The 14,734-nt window shown below is 42.8% G+C and carries 13 protein-coding genes; 9 read left to right on the top strand and 4 right to left on the bottom strand.

Going from position 1 to position 14,734, the window contains the following annotated elements:
• Positions 1-298 precede the first annotated feature (298 nt).
• Complete coding sequence (locus tag AC1DO4_RS06125) at positions 299-652, bottom strand: winged helix-turn-helix transcriptional regulator (RefSeq protein WP_477413890.1); 354 nt, start codon at positions 650-652, stop codon at positions 299-301.
• A 125-nt stretch (positions 653-777) separates the two neighbouring features.
• Here AC1DO4_RS06125 and AC1DO4_RS06120 point away from each other — a divergent pair, with 125 nt between their 5' ends.
• Together AC1DO4_RS06120 and AC1DO4_RS06115 are read left to right on the top strand one after the other, a co-directional pair.
• A complete protein-coding gene (locus tag AC1DO4_RS06120; RefSeq protein WP_477413888.1) occupies positions 778-1,809 on the top strand; it encodes an NADP-dependent oxidoreductase in 1,032 nt (343 codons plus the stop codon).
• 103 nt (positions 1,810-1,912) lie between these two features.
• Positions 1,913-2,353, top strand: a complete 441-nt coding sequence (locus tag AC1DO4_RS06115) for a nuclear transport factor 2 family protein (RefSeq protein WP_477413886.1) — start codon at positions 1,913-1,915, stop codon at positions 2,351-2,353.
• 16 nt (positions 2,354-2,369) lie between these two features.
• Here AC1DO4_RS06115 and AC1DO4_RS06110 read toward each other — a convergent pair whose 3' ends face one another.
• Together AC1DO4_RS06110 and AC1DO4_RS06105 are read right to left on the bottom strand one after the other, a co-directional pair.
• A complete protein-coding gene (locus tag AC1DO4_RS06110; RefSeq protein WP_477413884.1) occupies positions 2,370-2,726 on the bottom strand; it encodes a nuclear transport factor 2 family protein in 357 nt (118 codons plus the stop codon).
• Between the two features lie 145 nt (positions 2,727-2,871).
• A complete protein-coding gene (locus tag AC1DO4_RS06105) occupies positions 2,872-3,489 on the bottom strand; it encodes a YdeI/OmpD-associated family protein (RefSeq protein ID WP_477413882.1) in 618 nt (205 codons plus the stop codon).
• A gap of 290 nt (positions 3,490-3,779) precedes the next feature.
• Here AC1DO4_RS06105 and AC1DO4_RS06100 point away from each other — a divergent pair, with 290 nt between their 5' ends.
• From AC1DO4_RS06100 to AC1DO4_RS06080, 5 genes are all read left to right on the top strand, one after another.
• The gene (locus AC1DO4_RS06100) at positions 3,780-4,112 is read left to right on the top strand and encodes a hypothetical protein (RefSeq protein ID WP_477401554.1); all 333 of its coding nucleotides are present in this window, start codon (positions 3,780-3,782) and stop codon (positions 4,110-4,112) included.
• Between the two features lie 731 nt (positions 4,113-4,843).
• On the top strand, positions 4,844-5,425 hold the full coding sequence (locus AC1DO4_RS06095) for an RNA polymerase sigma factor (RefSeq protein WP_477413880.1): 582 nt from the start codon (positions 4,844-4,846) through the stop codon (positions 5,423-5,425).
• 65 nt (positions 5,426-5,490) lie between these two features.
• Positions 5,491-6,570: a FecR family protein gene (locus AC1DO4_RS06090; RefSeq protein ID WP_477413878.1), complete on the top strand. Its 1,080-nt coding sequence runs from the start codon at positions 5,491-5,493 to the stop codon at positions 6,568-6,570.
• Between the two features lie 132 nt (positions 6,571-6,702).
• Positions 6,703-10,116 carry a TonB-dependent receptor gene (locus tag AC1DO4_RS06085; protein WP_477413876.1) on the top strand — a complete coding sequence of 1,138 codons (3,414 nt, stop codon included), beginning with the start codon at positions 6,703-6,705 and terminating at the stop codon, positions 10,114-10,116.
• A gap of 26 nt (positions 10,117-10,142) precedes the next feature.
• Positions 10,143-11,585 (top strand): RagB/SusD family nutrient uptake outer membrane protein, encoded by a 1,443-nt coding sequence (locus AC1DO4_RS06080; protein WP_477413874.1) that lies wholly within the window; start codon positions 10,143-10,145, stop codon positions 11,583-11,585.
• A 166-nt stretch (positions 11,586-11,751) separates the two neighbouring features.
• Here AC1DO4_RS06080 and AC1DO4_RS06075 read toward each other — a convergent pair whose 3' ends face one another.
• Positions 11,752-12,639: a dienelactone hydrolase family protein gene (locus tag AC1DO4_RS06075; protein ID WP_477413872.1), complete on the bottom strand. Its 888-nt coding sequence runs from the start codon at positions 12,637-12,639 to the stop codon at positions 11,752-11,754.
• A 244-nt stretch (positions 12,640-12,883) separates the two neighbouring features.
• Here AC1DO4_RS06075 and AC1DO4_RS06070 point away from each other — a divergent pair, with 244 nt between their 5' ends.
• Positions 12,884-13,774: an NmrA family NAD(P)-binding protein gene (locus tag AC1DO4_RS06070; protein WP_477413870.1), complete on the top strand. Its 891-nt coding sequence runs from the start codon at positions 12,884-12,886 to the stop codon at positions 13,772-13,774.
• An 18-nt stretch (positions 13,775-13,792) separates the two neighbouring features.
• Entirely contained in the window at positions 13,793-14,710 is a 918-nt protein-coding gene (locus AC1DO4_RS06065; protein ID WP_477413868.1) for a helix-turn-helix domain-containing protein, read from the top strand.
• Positions 14,711-14,734: the final 24 nt, after the last annotated feature.

Genomic DNA, 14,734 nt, shown 5'->3' with positions numbered 1-14,734 from the left:
TCTGTCAACAACATACGGCCAAATCATATCTCAAACTTTAATAGGCAGGTTGAATAACTCACGGCCAGTCTTTAAGATTGCTCCAATGTACTTAGAATACCTATCAGCCTGGGATCGGAACTTTCGCTCCGCCCTTGTTGGAATTGTCTCCAACAAGCCGATGCCAGTTGATAGCAGAAACATCAATTATTGATTGAATATTATCCTCCTCCGCCTTTGTTGGAGACAACTCCAACAAAGGCGTAATTTAATAGACATTATTTACGAACGTCATATTTTTTTAAACTGCTATTAGCTTTTATTGGTTAATCAACGATTCGTTTTCCAATTGTTTCTTGCCCCAATTGTGAAGATGTTCAATAAACGGAATTAATTCCTGCCCTGTATCACTCAATGAATATTCTACCTTGGGCGGCACTTCGTGGTACATTTTTCGCATTATTAATTGATCCTCTTCCAACTCCCTTAAAGTTTGGGTAAGCATTTTAGTAGTAATGTCAGGCAAGGTCCGGCTCAATTCGCCATAACGCAGTACTGTTTTCAAGCTCAAATGCCACAAGATCCGTCCTTTATATTTTCCGCCAATGCGTTTGAAAGCATATTCAACGCCACAATTCTGTATACATTCGGGGATTTCTGCTTTATTTTTCATTTTATTTCTCCGTAAATAGCTGATATTCAACATTAGAAACTTTTTAGTATGTAAGGTACAAATAAGTACATACTTGCCAAAAGTAAACATTGCGTTTAACTTTGCAGCTCATTAATAAGTAAAAAATGGACTTAAATTCAAAAGATAAAATGGCAGTAATGAAGGCGATCAGGCAGCATGAGTTCGGTGGCCCTGAAGTGCTACGCTATGAAGATGCGCCGATTCCCGGACTTAAGCAAGGAGAAGTACGCGTTCGGGTTCATGCAGCCGGTCTCAATCCGCCCGACTGGTATCTGCGCGACGGATATAAAATGCTGCCACCCGAGTGGCAGCCAAAAGTTCCCTTTCCCATAATTCTGGGGACAGACATTTCGGGCGTCATCGAGGCGGTCGCCGACGATATTAAGGACTTCGCCATCGGTGATGAGGTGTATTCGATGGTTCGCTTTCCCAGCTACGGGCCCAGCCAGGCTTATGCCGAATATGTCACCGCGCCGGCATCGGAAGTTGCGCTTAAGCCGGCCGGCATCGATCACGTACATGCCGCGGCGGCGCCAATGTCATTGCTCACCGCATGGCAGTTCATGATTGATGTAGGCCACAACGTGCAGAATCCGCTTCAGCCGAACAAGCATGAGCCGGTGCCGCTCGAAGGCAAAACGGTGCTCATTAACGGTGCGGCGGGTGGTGTTGGGCACTTTGCAGTGCAACTGGCAAAATGGAAGGGTGCGCACGTCATCGCTGTAGCATCGGGTAAGCATGAAGCGTTCCTGCGAGATCTCGGCGCTGACGAATTCATCGATTATACCAGGACCATTCCCGAGGATGTTGTGCATGACGTTGATCTGGTCATCGACAGTGTTGGCGGGCCAACCACCGGCCGTTTTTTGCGCACATTGAAACGCGGCGGAGCTTTATTCCCGGTGTTCCCTTTAGGTTTTTCGGGCACAGAGGAAGCCGCGAAGCTGGGCATAACGGTGTCGGCCACCCAGGTACGCTCAAGCGGCGCGCAGTTAGCGGAACTTGCCCGATTACTCGATGATAGGACTGTTCGTGTCGCCATTGACAGCACGTTTCCGCTTGCGGATACTCAAAAGGCGCACGAAAGAGCTGCCCACGGAAGCATTCAAGGCAAGATAGTGCTTACTGTAGTTTAAGTACTAAAGCCGGAACGCAACAAGCATTTTAAAGTTCATAGTCATTTATATACCAGGAGGCTGCCTCAATTGGAGACGGCTTCTTTAAAAAAAACCACCAATTATGAATATTAAAGAATTAAAAGACAGGATTTCGCTCAGAGAGCTTGTTGATAACGTTTCTATTCTTGGCGATAGAAAAGATTTTAAAGCTCAGGTGCAGCAGTTTTCTGAAAATGCAGTGTCGGAAACTTTTGCCGGGGATACAGCTATTTTAAAATTGAAAGGCCGGAAAGAAATGGCGGAAGCGTTTGGTAGTTTTCTTAAAGATGTTGAAATAGTCCACCATTTTAACGGTCAGCAGGTGGTGAATATAGACGGCAATAGTGCTACCGGAACGTGTTATTGTTTGATTACATTAATCGGCACCGAGCACGGTAAAAAAATGAAGACCAGTATAAGTGCTATTTACCACGACCATTATGTGCGTGAGAACAAGCGCTGGCTAATCGCCAACCGAGTAGGAAATTTCGAGTGGCAGGAAAAAAGCGAAGTTAATCTATAAACAAGGCTAAGGCATTTTATTGGGGCTTTATTTCGATAACGAATGCTTGCAATCCGGCCATTTTGCCATCGCGAAAACGCCAGACATCGCTGTAGGAATAGTCAATTACTTTTCCTGCTGCATCCTTCATACTGATCTTGCCAATTGCTGAAACAAAATCACCTTCTGCGATTAAATTTTCAACATCAAACTTCGGTGGTTCCACGTATGTGGCTTTCATATACGCTCTAATGGCTTCCTTTCCTGTTAAAGTCTTATCACCTACAAAGTCCCATCTTATATCTTCGGTACATAGTGATAGAAACCCTTCGTTGTCGCCTTCAGTAACGGCAGCGTTTGCTTTTTGTAGTATATCCTTATTATCTAAATTCATAATATCAAAACCTTAATCCGGGTAAAAAGTTTCATTATGTATCCGCGCATATACCTTGCAGCCCTGTAATTACGACTGTCTTTTTCATGTTTTTATTTAGAGACAAATCAACAAAGGCGATGCCAGCTCTCATAGCCGTTCTTACTCAGGGCATGCCGTTGGTAGCTATCTTTTTACTTTTCCAATTATGATTGGCTTTTATGTTATCGTCTGCCAGCTTTACAGTTTCTTCCAGTCTCCTGGTTCTGGTTACCGGCGTTTTAGCATTTAAAAGCCATTCGAGAATTATCCGTTTGGAAGATGGAGAGAAGTTTGTGAAGTTTTTAAAGGCCTTTTCATTTTTATCAAACAGTATTTGTAAATCACCAGGAATTACTAAATTTTGAACATCCAGTAATGCTAACCAGGTGCCTGTTTCTTTTGCTAAATCAATTAATTTTTGACCGTTTTCGGTCATTAAACCCTGGGCTGTCATCTTTTCTACCCGTTCTCTGTTTACCTTGCTCCAATTGCTTTTAGGCTTTCGCGGCGTAAAAAACTGGTAGTTGCTTTCACCGTCCCTGTTGTATTTAACGCTGTCGATCCATCCAAAACACAGCGCTTCTTCCACCGCTTCGTTGTGATATACGCTGGGAGTCCCGCTCGATTTGTTGTAAATAATGAGCCAGACGGCCTTTTCTGATTGATGATTTTTCTCCAGCCATTTTCTCCAGTCTTTTCTTGTTTTGGCAAAAAAAGCAATTGCTCCGTCTTTATATTCCATCGTGTTCATTTTTAAGGTTGCCGCTAATAATCTTACTGTCACTTGATGCAATATTATCTATGAGTGATGACAACCTTATGTCAACAACTTTATCCTTTGAAAAAAAAATAGTTTTCGCCTTGTAGGCGTTGCCCTGCCGCCACTGTTTGGTGTGGTCAACAATAGGCCAATCACCGTTGGAAGACCACAGGTCGAAAAGCGGTGTTGGTGATAGCCTCTGTATCCTTCCTGGCAGCACTTTGTCGCATTCTTTTGGTGGAAGTAAGATTGTTATGCCTATCTTGCATTATATGATGGAGTATATTGCGGTATTTAAAGCCTGGGTGATAGGTTTGGGAGAAAAGCACGAGGTTGATCCTTTAGTTCTCGGTAGCTTATACCTGGTCAGCAAAGTAGGTTTTTTTACATTTCTTGGCTGGGTACTAAAGAATTTAAAAGCAAAAAAGGCCATTCTTATTCCCTTACTCTTCGCTTCACTTAGTTTTAGCATGCCCTATCTTTACCTGGTGATCGCTGGTCGCAATATTTCAATTTGGGTGTACCTTTTTATTGGATTGATGTTCATTTATGGTGGATTTTCTATTTGGAAGAAAATTACAACCAAGCCCTATCCGCTTAGCTGATTGCGCACGTCTGGCAATTGAGGCCAGCAACCACGCGTGATTGCTTCGTTCCTACCCCTGGCGTATTCGACTTTCGAGGTGTAAAGGCCTGTCAGTCTGAGCCTGTCGAAGACTCGTGCGGAGAGGCCTTTGCCCGCTATGCTTCGACAGACTGCCAATGATAAGTCTGTAACTTGCTGATTATCAGTATTTAAAAAAGTCATTTTCAATGCGATTATTTGTAAATAAATAAAGGTTACTCAGCATGACAGCCATCTTAGCAACGTCATTCCCACTTCAGAGTCCCCGGATTTTACCACCAATGACGGTCTTCGTTTGGCTCCAGTCTTTGTAACTATCTTCCGCTTGGATCGATAATTCAAATATTACCGATAGGCTGCATATACCCAAGCCAACCGGAAGTACTGCAATGAAAACACCAGCCAAATATTTGATTAAGCGAAATTGGCTAATCATTCAGTGTAATTACCATAATCTTTTCTTAAAAGAAAAAAAAATAAGGTGCTTTTTTGAATCTTCCTGTTCCATTAACCGGCCAGTTAGGGTAATCAGAAGCGTTTTTTGCAACTTATACATTGATTTACATCTATATAGCACGTTGATTTACGGCAGTACGGGTAAGGTTCGTCTACAAATGCCATTAGTTTAATACAATTATTTTATTTTAGTTTGTATCTGCAGGTACTGATCTTGTATCGCAATAAACCTATATTAATTTTAAGCAATCAGGAATGTCGCACAATTTATCTGAATTAACGGATATTGTAAAAGAAATAGCTGTGCACGACAGTTATATTGCCTACAAAAAGTTATTTGGATTGCTTTTCCCATCAATAAAACGTTTTTCCTACAGCCTGTTAAAATCGCCCGAGCTGGCCGAAGAAGTAGCATCTGATGTAATGATCACTTTGTGGCGAAAGCGGGATGCTATTACGTCCGTCAATAATATTAAAGTATATGCTTTTGTTATTGCAAAAAATCTTTGCTTAAATGTGCTAAAGAAGAACTCCGGCGGCAGGATAATTTCTTTGGATGATATTTCTGTCAATTTACGGATTGATAATACTACCCCCGAGTGGATACTGATTAATGATGAATTGAGGAGAAGCCTCAATAGCGCCATCGACGAATTACCCACTAAGTGTAAAATAATTTTCAGGCTGGTAAAAGAAGATGGCCTGAGTTACAAAGAAGTTTCTGAAATTCTTGATATATCCGTTAAAACAGTTGATGCTCAGCTTGTTATTGCAACCAGGCGCTTGTCTGTCTCTATTAAAAAAGAATTTAACCTTAGTCCGGTAAAAAAATATTAATTTCTTTTAGGGAGATTTTCTGTTTTAGTTGTCCTTCGGCTTAATCACCAAACATTTCGTTATTGATGGAGCAGAAAAGGATCATACAGTTATTAACCAGGAAACTGGCTGGTGAGGCTACCGGCCAGGAACTCCGGGAACTGGATGAGCTGCTGGCATTATTCCCCGAGGCCTTGTATTACGAAGAGGTATTAAACCAGGTTACTTTTAAAAATGAACTTCCGGGAGAAATTGATATAGATGAAGCCTTTGCCCTGCACGAGCAAAAATACGGGCATGAGTTTGCTGATTATAAACAGAAAAGCCCGGCCACCACTTTTAAAAGGAAGCTTATTACGCGCTGGCTGATAGCCGCCTCGTTGATAACGATAAGCAGTTTCGCTTTTTACCTCTTATATCACAATAAAAAAAGCAACAACATTTCTTCCACATCCGATACCGAAATTGTATGCGGTAAGCGCATGCGCAAAAAGATAGTGCTTCCGGATGGCACAAGTGTTTGGCTCAATACCAATAGCAGGCTTCAATATGATGATGCCATGCTATATAAAGACCGCCGGGAGGTAAGGCTATACGGCGAGGCCTTTTTTGATGTAGCTAAAGATAAAAAGCATCCGTTTATAATACATACTCAAAAAATAGCCGTCAAAGTTTTAGGTACCGCTTTTAATATTAAAGCCTATCCCGGCGATCCTGTTACCGAGACAACACTCATCAGGGGATTGATAGAATTATCGCTTAACAGCGATCCGCAACGGAAGATATTGCTGCGTGCCAAAGAAAAACTCGCGTTAAACGAAAGCGTGTTAAATGAGCATATTGATAAAAGCGCAGCTCCTCCCATTCATAACCAGCTGGTTATAGAAAATATTGAACCGGTTGAAATATCAAACAAGGATTATATTGAAGAAACCGCGTGGCTGCAAAACAAACTGGTTTTTAAAGATGAATCATTTGAAGAGCTGATACCCAGGTTGGAGAAATGGTATAACGTAACTTTTAAAATCAATAATAAAACCGCGGCCGGCTACAGATTTACCGGCATACTGGAAAACGAAACACTAACCCAGGCATTAACAGAAATGCAAATTATAAGGCCATTTAAATTTAAGATAACCGCCAATGACGTAGTGACCATTAACTAAAAGAGAGAAGAGGATTGTAATAAAAAAGCGGGAAATGCTCGAATATTCCCCGCTGTATTATCGATCCATTAAATCAGCAATAGGATGTTGCTGATAACTAACCGATTGTTTAATTACTAACACCGTAAAATTATGAAAAAAGAAATACTTCATGGTAAAGTATTTTCTGTGCCCCATTACCGAAAATTTTTATTGATGCTTAACTGGACTTTTGTTCTCACCTTTCTGTTTTGTTTGAATGTATCGGCAAACAGTTATTCGCAAAATGTTAAGGTTAGTCTTAACCTTAAAGATGCGTCTCTGAAAAAGGCCATCTATACGCTTGAGCAAAAGGGGAAAACCCGTTTTTTGTATAGCGAACAATTGTTGCCGCAAGACAAGCAAATTACACTTGATGTAAACAACGCACCCTTGCTTGATGTTTTAAACCGGATACTTGAAAATACCGGTCTTGATTACCAGACAACCGATAACGGGTTGGTGATTATAGCCCTGAAGGGGTCTGTTATTAAAAACATAGATGTAAAGGGTCGGGTACTTGACGATAAAGGCCTCCCTTTACCGGGGGTAAATGTAAAAGTGCTTGGTACAAATGGCGGCACGGTGACCAATGGAAATGGCGAATACAATGTATCGGTGCCCGAGGGAGCTTCCCTGGTGTTTTCGTATATAGGGTATCTGTCGCAAACTGTAGAAGTTGGCACAAAAACGCAAATCAATGTAGTTTTAAAGGTGGACGAAGCCAGCCAGAAATTGAGCGAAGTAATTGTGGTTGGATACGGAACCCAGCGTAAAAGTGACCTTACAGGATCAGTTGCTTCAATAAGCGGGAAAGATCTGGATAAAACACCGGTACTGGGCGCCGATCAGATGTTACAGGGACGTGTTAGCGGCTTACAGCTTACCCAATCAGACGGGCAGCCAGGCAGCGCTACATCTATCCGCATACGGGGTACCAATTCAATAAACTCTGGCAACGAGCCTTTATATGTTGTTGATGGCTTTGCAGGTGTTGGAAACCTGAGCTCTATCAACCCTAACGACATACAATCTATCGAGGTTTTAAAAGATGCTTCGGCAACGGCTATTTATGGTAGCCGCGGCGCCAACGGGGTTATACTTATTACCACAAAAAAGGGAAAAGCCGGGCAGCACGCTATAAATTTTGAATCGTACGCAGGTGTACAGCAAATAGCCCACAAAGTTCCCCTTATGGATGCCACGCAGTTTGGCAAATACCTGAACCAATATTATACCGAATACAACGCGGCTAACCCAGCCACCGCCAAAGCTTTACCTTATACTGACGAACAGATTGCCGGCTTTGGCAAGGGCACCGACTGGCAGGATGCGCTGTACCGCACCGCACCCATACAAAACTATCAGCTTAGCTTTAACGGCGGAACCAGCGAGGCGCGATACTACCTTAGCTTAAACCATTTTGACCAGGAGGGTATTATGAAAGCCACCGGCTTCAGGCGCGAACTGATCCGTTTAAACCTGGACAGGAATATAGGTAAGAAGATTAAGATGGGCTTTTCTTCGCAAATATCATACAATGTACAGGCGGTGGATCCAAGTATAACAGGGGTAGGATATGGCGCTGCCGGCGGCGCCCTGAGTATGAGCCCTATTGTATCCATGCGCGATGCAAGCGGAACATATACATTTGCAAATGCGCCGGCTGCGTATGTTGGCACTTACGGAAACCCGGTTGCCGCTGTTGAACTGGCAACAGACCGTATTGCCAATGCGCGCGGACTCATTAACACCTTTGGCGAGTATGAATTTATTCCCGGCTTTAAATTTAAAAGCAGCTTTGGGGTTGATTATAATACTGCCAATGAAAATTCGTACCTGCCTACCACTATTTACATAGGGCAGCAAACCAACGGAACGGCTTATTCATCCAATAATACAAGCTACAGCTGGTTAAATGAAAATACATTATCCTTTACTAAGCAATTCAACAAGATACATGCGATTGATGCGGTAGCCGGTGTTTCGTTACAGGAGTTTAAAACCAAGGCATTCAGCAGCAGTGCACAGGGCTTTTTTACAGATATTTTAGGCACCGATAACCTGGCTTTAGGCGCCAATGTTTTAACGCCCCAATCCAACAAGTATAGGAATACCATCGCCTCCTATTTTGGCCGGATTAATTACCGGCTGATGGAAAAGTACCTGTTTACTTTTACCATGCGCTCTGATGGGTCTTCCCGCTTCGGAGCAACCAAAAAATGGGGCTATTTCCCATCAGGAGCATTTGCCTGGAGGGCATCGGAAGAAAAATTCATTAAAAACATAAAACAGATCTCGGACCTGAAGATCAGGGCCAGCTATGGGGTTACCGGTAACCAGGAAATAGGCTCGTACCAATCACTATCTCAATATGCAATTAACAGCTACTCTTTAGGCACGTCTGCAACACGTGTGGTTGGCGTATCGCCAAATAATATTGCCAATTCTAAATTAAGCTGGGAGTCGACAGCTTCGTTTGACGTGGGCGCCGATATAGGATTCTTTAATAACCGCATCAGCCTTACTGCCGATTATTATCACAAAACCACCAGCGATCTGCTGCTCAATTTTTCGATACCTCAATCGTCGGGTTTTTCAAGTATCCTGCTTAATGCAGGCAAGGTTGAAAACCACGGCATCGAGTTTTCTTTAACTACAAGAAATATTGAATCGGCAGGTTTTAACTGGTCTACCACCATTACCTATGCCGCAAACCGCAACAAGGTATTGGATATGAACGGCACCAACAACATACTGGTAGGCAGCACCGGCCCATACATTGTAACCAATGGCCTTGCACCCTCCATTTTACGGGTTGGCCAGCCAATAGGGTCTTTCTATGGCTATCATTTTGATGGCATTTACCAAACCCCGGAGCAAATTGCCGCAGCAGGTATAACAGGCGTGGTACCCGGCGATGCTATCATTCGCGATGTTGACGGCAACAAGATAATTAACGGCAGCGACCGGGAAATTATCGGGCAGGCAGCTCCAAAGTTTATTTTTAGCATAAACAATACGCTATCTTACAAAAACTTTGATCTTTCCATCTTTGCCCAGGGGGTACAGGGTAATAAAGTGCTCAACCTTACCAAGTACGCTCACAGCGGCGGAACTACAGCAAACGTGTACACTTATGAGGCCAATGCCTGGAACGGCCCCGGAAGCACCAATACTGTTCCGAGAGTTCTCAGCACATCCATACGCAACGCCGGTGTGGTAGATAATTACCTGGAAGATGGAAGTTATTTAAGGATACAAACCATATCGCTGGGATACAATGTGCCGGTTTCGCCCAAATCACGGGTGTTTAAAACCTCAACGGTATATTTTACGGTACAAAACGTGCATACTTTCACCAAATACACCGGTTATAACCCCGAAATAAACAGTTATGGCGCCCAAAACCTGAATGCAGGTACACAGAACCTGAATCCCGGCAGTCAGAACTTAAACCTTGGGGCCGATGTTAATTCATATCCACCGCCAAGGACCTTTTTATTGGGGGTAAAATTAGGATTTTAAACAAAAACATACTTAATATCATTTATATGAAGATAAGAATTTTAATGGCTGTGGCGATTGTTACGTTCAGCCTTACCTCGTGTAAGAAATTTCTTACCGAACAGCCATATAGCTTTTTAACGCCCACAAATTTTTATAAAAACCAGGGCGATGCGGTTGCGGCTTTAAACGGAGTTTTTAGTACTATGCAACCTCAAACCTTTTATCAGCGTACGGTTTACACCGTTTCTGACAATGCTTCGGATTTGATGTATGCTGCACCCGGCTCTTCAACCGATAGGAACTCGCTAACCAACCATACTTTTGCCGCTGTAAACGGCGAAATTGCCAATTGGTATATCAATGATTACAAAATGATCAAGAATGCCAACGACGTTATTAAATACGTCCCGCCGATTTCGATGGACCCGGTTGAAAGGGCAAATATTGTGGGTAATGCCCGCTTTTTGCGTGGTTTAGGCTATTTTAACCTGCTTAACGCTTTTGGACCGGTGCCGCTTATTACCGAACCTCTTACGGCTTCTTCCCCCGATCTGTATCCCAAGAAAGCTTCCGTTGCAGCTCTTTATGATCAGATTGTATCTGATCTTCAATATGCGGAAGCCAATTGTTATGCCGAGAAAAGTATCGTGGCCGGCAATAAGGGAAGGGTATCTTCGGGCGCAGCTTCTGCGCTGTTGGCAAAGGTATTGTTAACACGCGCCAAATCAGCTGCGGCAAAGGCTACCGATAGCCAGGACGCGCTAACAGAATGTAATAAAGTAATTGATGACGGCGGCTCATACAGTTTGCTTAGCAATTATGCCAGTATATTCAGCTCGGATAATAAATATAACAAAGAGATAGTTTTTGCCGTACGCTTTGGCACAGCGCCCAACGTTGGTAATATTATATTACGTATGTTTTATCCAACTGTATTAGGTGGGTACGGTTCATTTTTTGCTCAGAATAACTTTTTCAATAATGGCTTTCCCGACGGTAACCGGGATGTGCGCAAAACCTATAGCATATCTAACCAGGCTGTTGATAATAAGGGTGTAACCCAAACCGTAACTCCCTTTATTTATAAATTCAGGGATAGCCAGTGGAAGCAGGATAATAATTCAAGAAGCGATTGGTTTGTATTACGTTTGGCTGAGGTTTACCTGTTGCAATCAGAGGCCATGAATAATATCAACCCGGCTGATCCTAATAAATTTAATGGAATAAATATAGTGAGGGCACGGGCAGGTTTATCATTGCCAACAGACCAGTTGAACATTACCAACACACCTACTCCGGATGCTTTTATAAATGCTTTATTGGCAGAACGGGCACGTGAACTTTGCGGAGAAGGACAACGCCGCTGGGACCTTTTACGTTTAGGACGCCTAAAGGCTGCTATGGCCGTTGTTGGTGTCACCGTGGATGATAATCACTTATTATTCCCGATACCTCAATCTGAACAGGATGCCAACCCTAATTTATAACAGTATTAGCTAAGCTACATTTTACACTGTCAAACCTAAATTCCCTGTAATACAAAGCAGTGACTGTTTTCAGTCAGGAAGTTTGTATCGGAGACGAAATATGGCATAAAACTCAAAATAACACAGGCTGTCCCGAAAGAGATGAGCCTCTGTTATTTTGATTATACTATTTTAAATGTTCGCTGAAAAAATCAATAGTGCGTTTCCAGGCAAGTTCTGCAGCGGCCTTGTCATAACGGGGTGTTGTATCGTTATGGAACCCATGATTTACGTTTTCGTAAATAAAAGCCTGGTAGCGTTTACCGTTCTCTTTTAAAGCAACTTCGTAGGGAGGCCAGCCCGCCGTAATCCTGGTATCCAACGATGCATAATGCAGCATTAGGGGAGCTTTAATTTTAGGCACGTCTGCAATAGCAGGCTGACTACCGTAAAAAGGTACAGCTGCCGCCAGTTCCGGTATGCGAACGGCCATCATATTAGCTATGCCGCCGCCAAAGCAAAATCCTACAACACCTACCTTACCGTTACAGTCTTTATGATTTTTAAGGTAATTGTATGCAGCTATAAAATCTTCCTCCATTTCGCCTTTGTCTCTTTTACTTTGCAGGGTACGTCCCTCATCATCATTACCCGGGTAACCGCCAAGGGGCGTTAAGGCATCAGGAGCAAGCGAAATAAATCCTGCCAGTGCGGCTCTTCTGGCCACATCTTCAATGTAAGGGTTTAAACCCCGGTTTTCATGAACCACAATGATGCCCCCAAGTTTCTTGTTAGCATTTATAGGTTTTGATAGCAATCCTTTGATAGTTCCGCCGCCTTTTGGTGAGGAATAATTGATGTATTCTGATTTTAAGCGGGGATCGTCCGGCTTAATTTGCACGTTCCCTTTATAATCTGGCATCAGGAAACTCATTAGCGCGGGTACAGTTAACCCACCAACTGCATAAATAGATAGCTTTTCTAAAAATACACGCCGGTTAAGCCGGTTGTGTGCGTAGTCATCATACAGGTCAAACACTTCCTGGCTGATGTCTTCTTTGTTGATCTGGCTCATAGTTAAAGGTTTTATTCAAATGTAATGATTCACAGCAACCGCTTGTTAACTAAACTGTAACAGTCTCGCTACGTGTAATGTTTCGGCTTATGATTTGTGTTTGCACTCTTTTATCTCTTCTTCTCCAGGCGTCGACTGCAGATGAAAACAATGTCTGTAATGTATTCGGCTACAACAATAGTAGATTTGGCTACATATGCTTATTTGCTGCTGCCGAACTTTGAACCAACAAAAAAACAAAGAGATGAAAATTATAGTAACAGGTTCGTTGGGACACATCAGCAAGCCACTCACAGCCGCGTTAGTGCAAAAAGGACATGCGGTTACCGTTATCAGCAGCAATCCCGAAAAGCAAAAAGATATTGAGGCGCTGGGCGCCAGCGCTGCCATCGGCGCGTTGGAAGATGTTGATTTTTTGACAGCTACTTTTACCGGAGCGGATGCCGTGTACACCATGGTGCCGCCAGCCAACTACTTCGATCATAACCTCGATCTGACGGCCTATTGTCACATAATCGGAAATAACTATGCAGCGGCCATCGGGGCTTCGGGTGTAAAGCGCGTGGTTCACCTCAGCAGCATTGGCGCCCATTTAGATAAGGACTCGGGCATCATTCTCGCTCATCATGATGTAGAGGTTATGCTGAGTAATCTGCCAGGTATTGCCATCACTTTTATGCGCCCCACGGCTTTCTATTACAATTTATATGCTTATATAGCTATGATAAAAAAGCAGGGTTTTATTGCAGCAAACTATGGAGCCGACGACAAGGTAGTATGGGTGTCGCCTATAGATATTGCAGCCGCGGTTGCCGAAGAACTGGAAACACCGCTTGCCGGAAAAAAAGTGCGGTATGTAGCAAGTGAGGAACTTACCGGCAACCAAACCGCAGGTATTTTAGGTGCTGCTATCGGGAAGCCCGATTTGAAATGGATACTCACTAGCAGCGACGAAATGCAAAGTGGTTTAGAAGCGGCAGGGATGCAGCCACGCATAGCTGCCGGTTTGGTTGAAATGTACGCAAGCCTTCACAACGGTGCATTAGACGAAGATTATTACCGCAATAAACCCGCAGTTATGGGTAAAGTAAAGCTGACAGATTTTGCAAAAGAATTTGCCGCCGCCTTTAAATAAAAATAAGTACATTGAAGTATGGCAAACATGCAACCCCGGCGGTTTAAAACGATAAACGAATTTCACAAGTTTAGGGGCTTACCTAAGCCGGAGCATCCGTTAATAAGTGTGATAAATTTAGAAACAGTTGTGCAGGTGCCTGCCAATGAAATAAGTTTAGTAAAGGATTTTTATTCGATTGCGTTGAAAAGAAATTTTAATGCAAGGATGAAATACGGGCAGCAGGAATATGATTTTGATGATGGTATCATGTTCTTTATGTCGCCCGGCCAGGTTTTCAGAATTGAGGTTGAGCCGGATACAACATTAAAACAGTCGGGATGGATGTTGCTCATCCATCCCGATTTTTTATGGAATACGCCTTTAGCCAAAACCATAAAACAATATGAATATTTTGGTTATTCGGTAAATGAGGCCCTGTTTCTTTCAGAGAAAGAAGAAACAATAATTGGAGGTATTATGCAAAATATTCAGCAGGAATATCATTCAAACATTGATAAATTCAGCCAGGATATCATTATTGCCCAGCTTGAATTATTGCTCACTTATTCCGAAAGATTTTATCAGCGCCAGTTCATTACCCGGAAAATTGCCAATCATAAGATCCTTAATCGTTTAGAAGACATCCTTACAGCATACTTCAGCAGCGATGCATTAGCCCCAAAAGGATTACCTACCGTTGGCTACGTTGCTGAAGCGTTAAACGTATCGCCCAATTATTTAAGTGGTTTATTAAAAGTGCTGACGGGCCAAAGCACCCAGCAGCACATCCACGATAAATTAATAGCAATTGCAAAAGAAAAACTATCCACTACCAATTTATCGGTAAGTGAAATTTCCTATCAATTAGGGTTCGAACATCCGCAGTCGTTCAGTAAATTATTCAAAAGCAAAATCAATCTTTCGCCGTTGGAATTCAGGCAGTCGTTTAATTGACAAAATCATTACCAACCATTGGCT

The organism is Mucilaginibacter sp. P5_A6, assembly GCF_056400585.1.
Note: the sequence above shows the minus strand (reverse complement) of the source record. Positions and strands in the feature narration are given on the sequence as shown.

Bases quoted from the DNA above. Each gene is read 5' to 3' on its own strand.
- AC1DO4_RS06115 (WP_477413886.1), top strand. From the start codon at position 1,913: ATGAATATTAAAGAATTAAAAGACAGGATTTCGCTCAGAGAGCTTGTT.
- AC1DO4_RS06100 (WP_477401554.1), top strand. From the start codon at position 3,780: ATGATGGAGTATATTGCGGTATTTAAAGCCTGGGTGATAGGTTTGGGA.
- AC1DO4_RS06090 (WP_477413878.1), top strand. From the start codon at position 5,491: ATGGAGCAGAAAAGGATCATACAGTTATTAACCAGGAAACTGGCTGGT.
- AC1DO4_RS06110 (WP_477413884.1), bottom strand. From the start codon at position 2,726: ATGAATTTAGATAATAAGGATATACTACAAAAAGCAAACGCTGCCGTT.
- AC1DO4_RS06080 (WP_477413874.1), top strand. From the start codon at position 10,143: ATGAAGATAAGAATTTTAATGGCTGTGGCGATTGTTACGTTCAGCCTT.
- AC1DO4_RS06125 (WP_477413890.1), bottom strand. From the start codon at position 652: ATGAAAAATAAAGCAGAAATCCCCGAATGTATACAGAATTGTGGCGTT.
- AC1DO4_RS06105 (WP_477413882.1), bottom strand. From the start codon at position 3,489: ATGGAATATAAAGACGGAGCAATTGCTTTTTTTGCCAAAACAAGAAAA.
- AC1DO4_RS06070 (WP_477413870.1), top strand. From the start codon at position 12,884: ATGAAAATTATAGTAACAGGTTCGTTGGGACACATCAGCAAGCCACTC.
- AC1DO4_RS06075 (WP_477413872.1), bottom strand. From the start codon at position 12,639: ATGAGCCAGATCAACAAAGAAGACATCAGCCAGGAAGTGTTTGACCTG.
- AC1DO4_RS06065 (WP_477413868.1), top strand. From the start codon at position 13,793: ATGGCAAACATGCAACCCCGGCGGTTTAAAACGATAAACGAATTTCAC.
- AC1DO4_RS06095 (WP_477413880.1), top strand. From the start codon at position 4,844: ATGTCGCACAATTTATCTGAATTAACGGATATTGTAAAAGAAATAGCT.
- AC1DO4_RS06120 (WP_477413888.1), top strand. From the start codon at position 778: ATGGACTTAAATTCAAAAGATAAAATGGCAGTAATGAAGGCGATCAGG.
- AC1DO4_RS06085 (WP_477413876.1), top strand. From the start codon at position 6,703: ATGAAAAAAGAAATACTTCATGGTAAAGTATTTTCTGTGCCCCATTAC.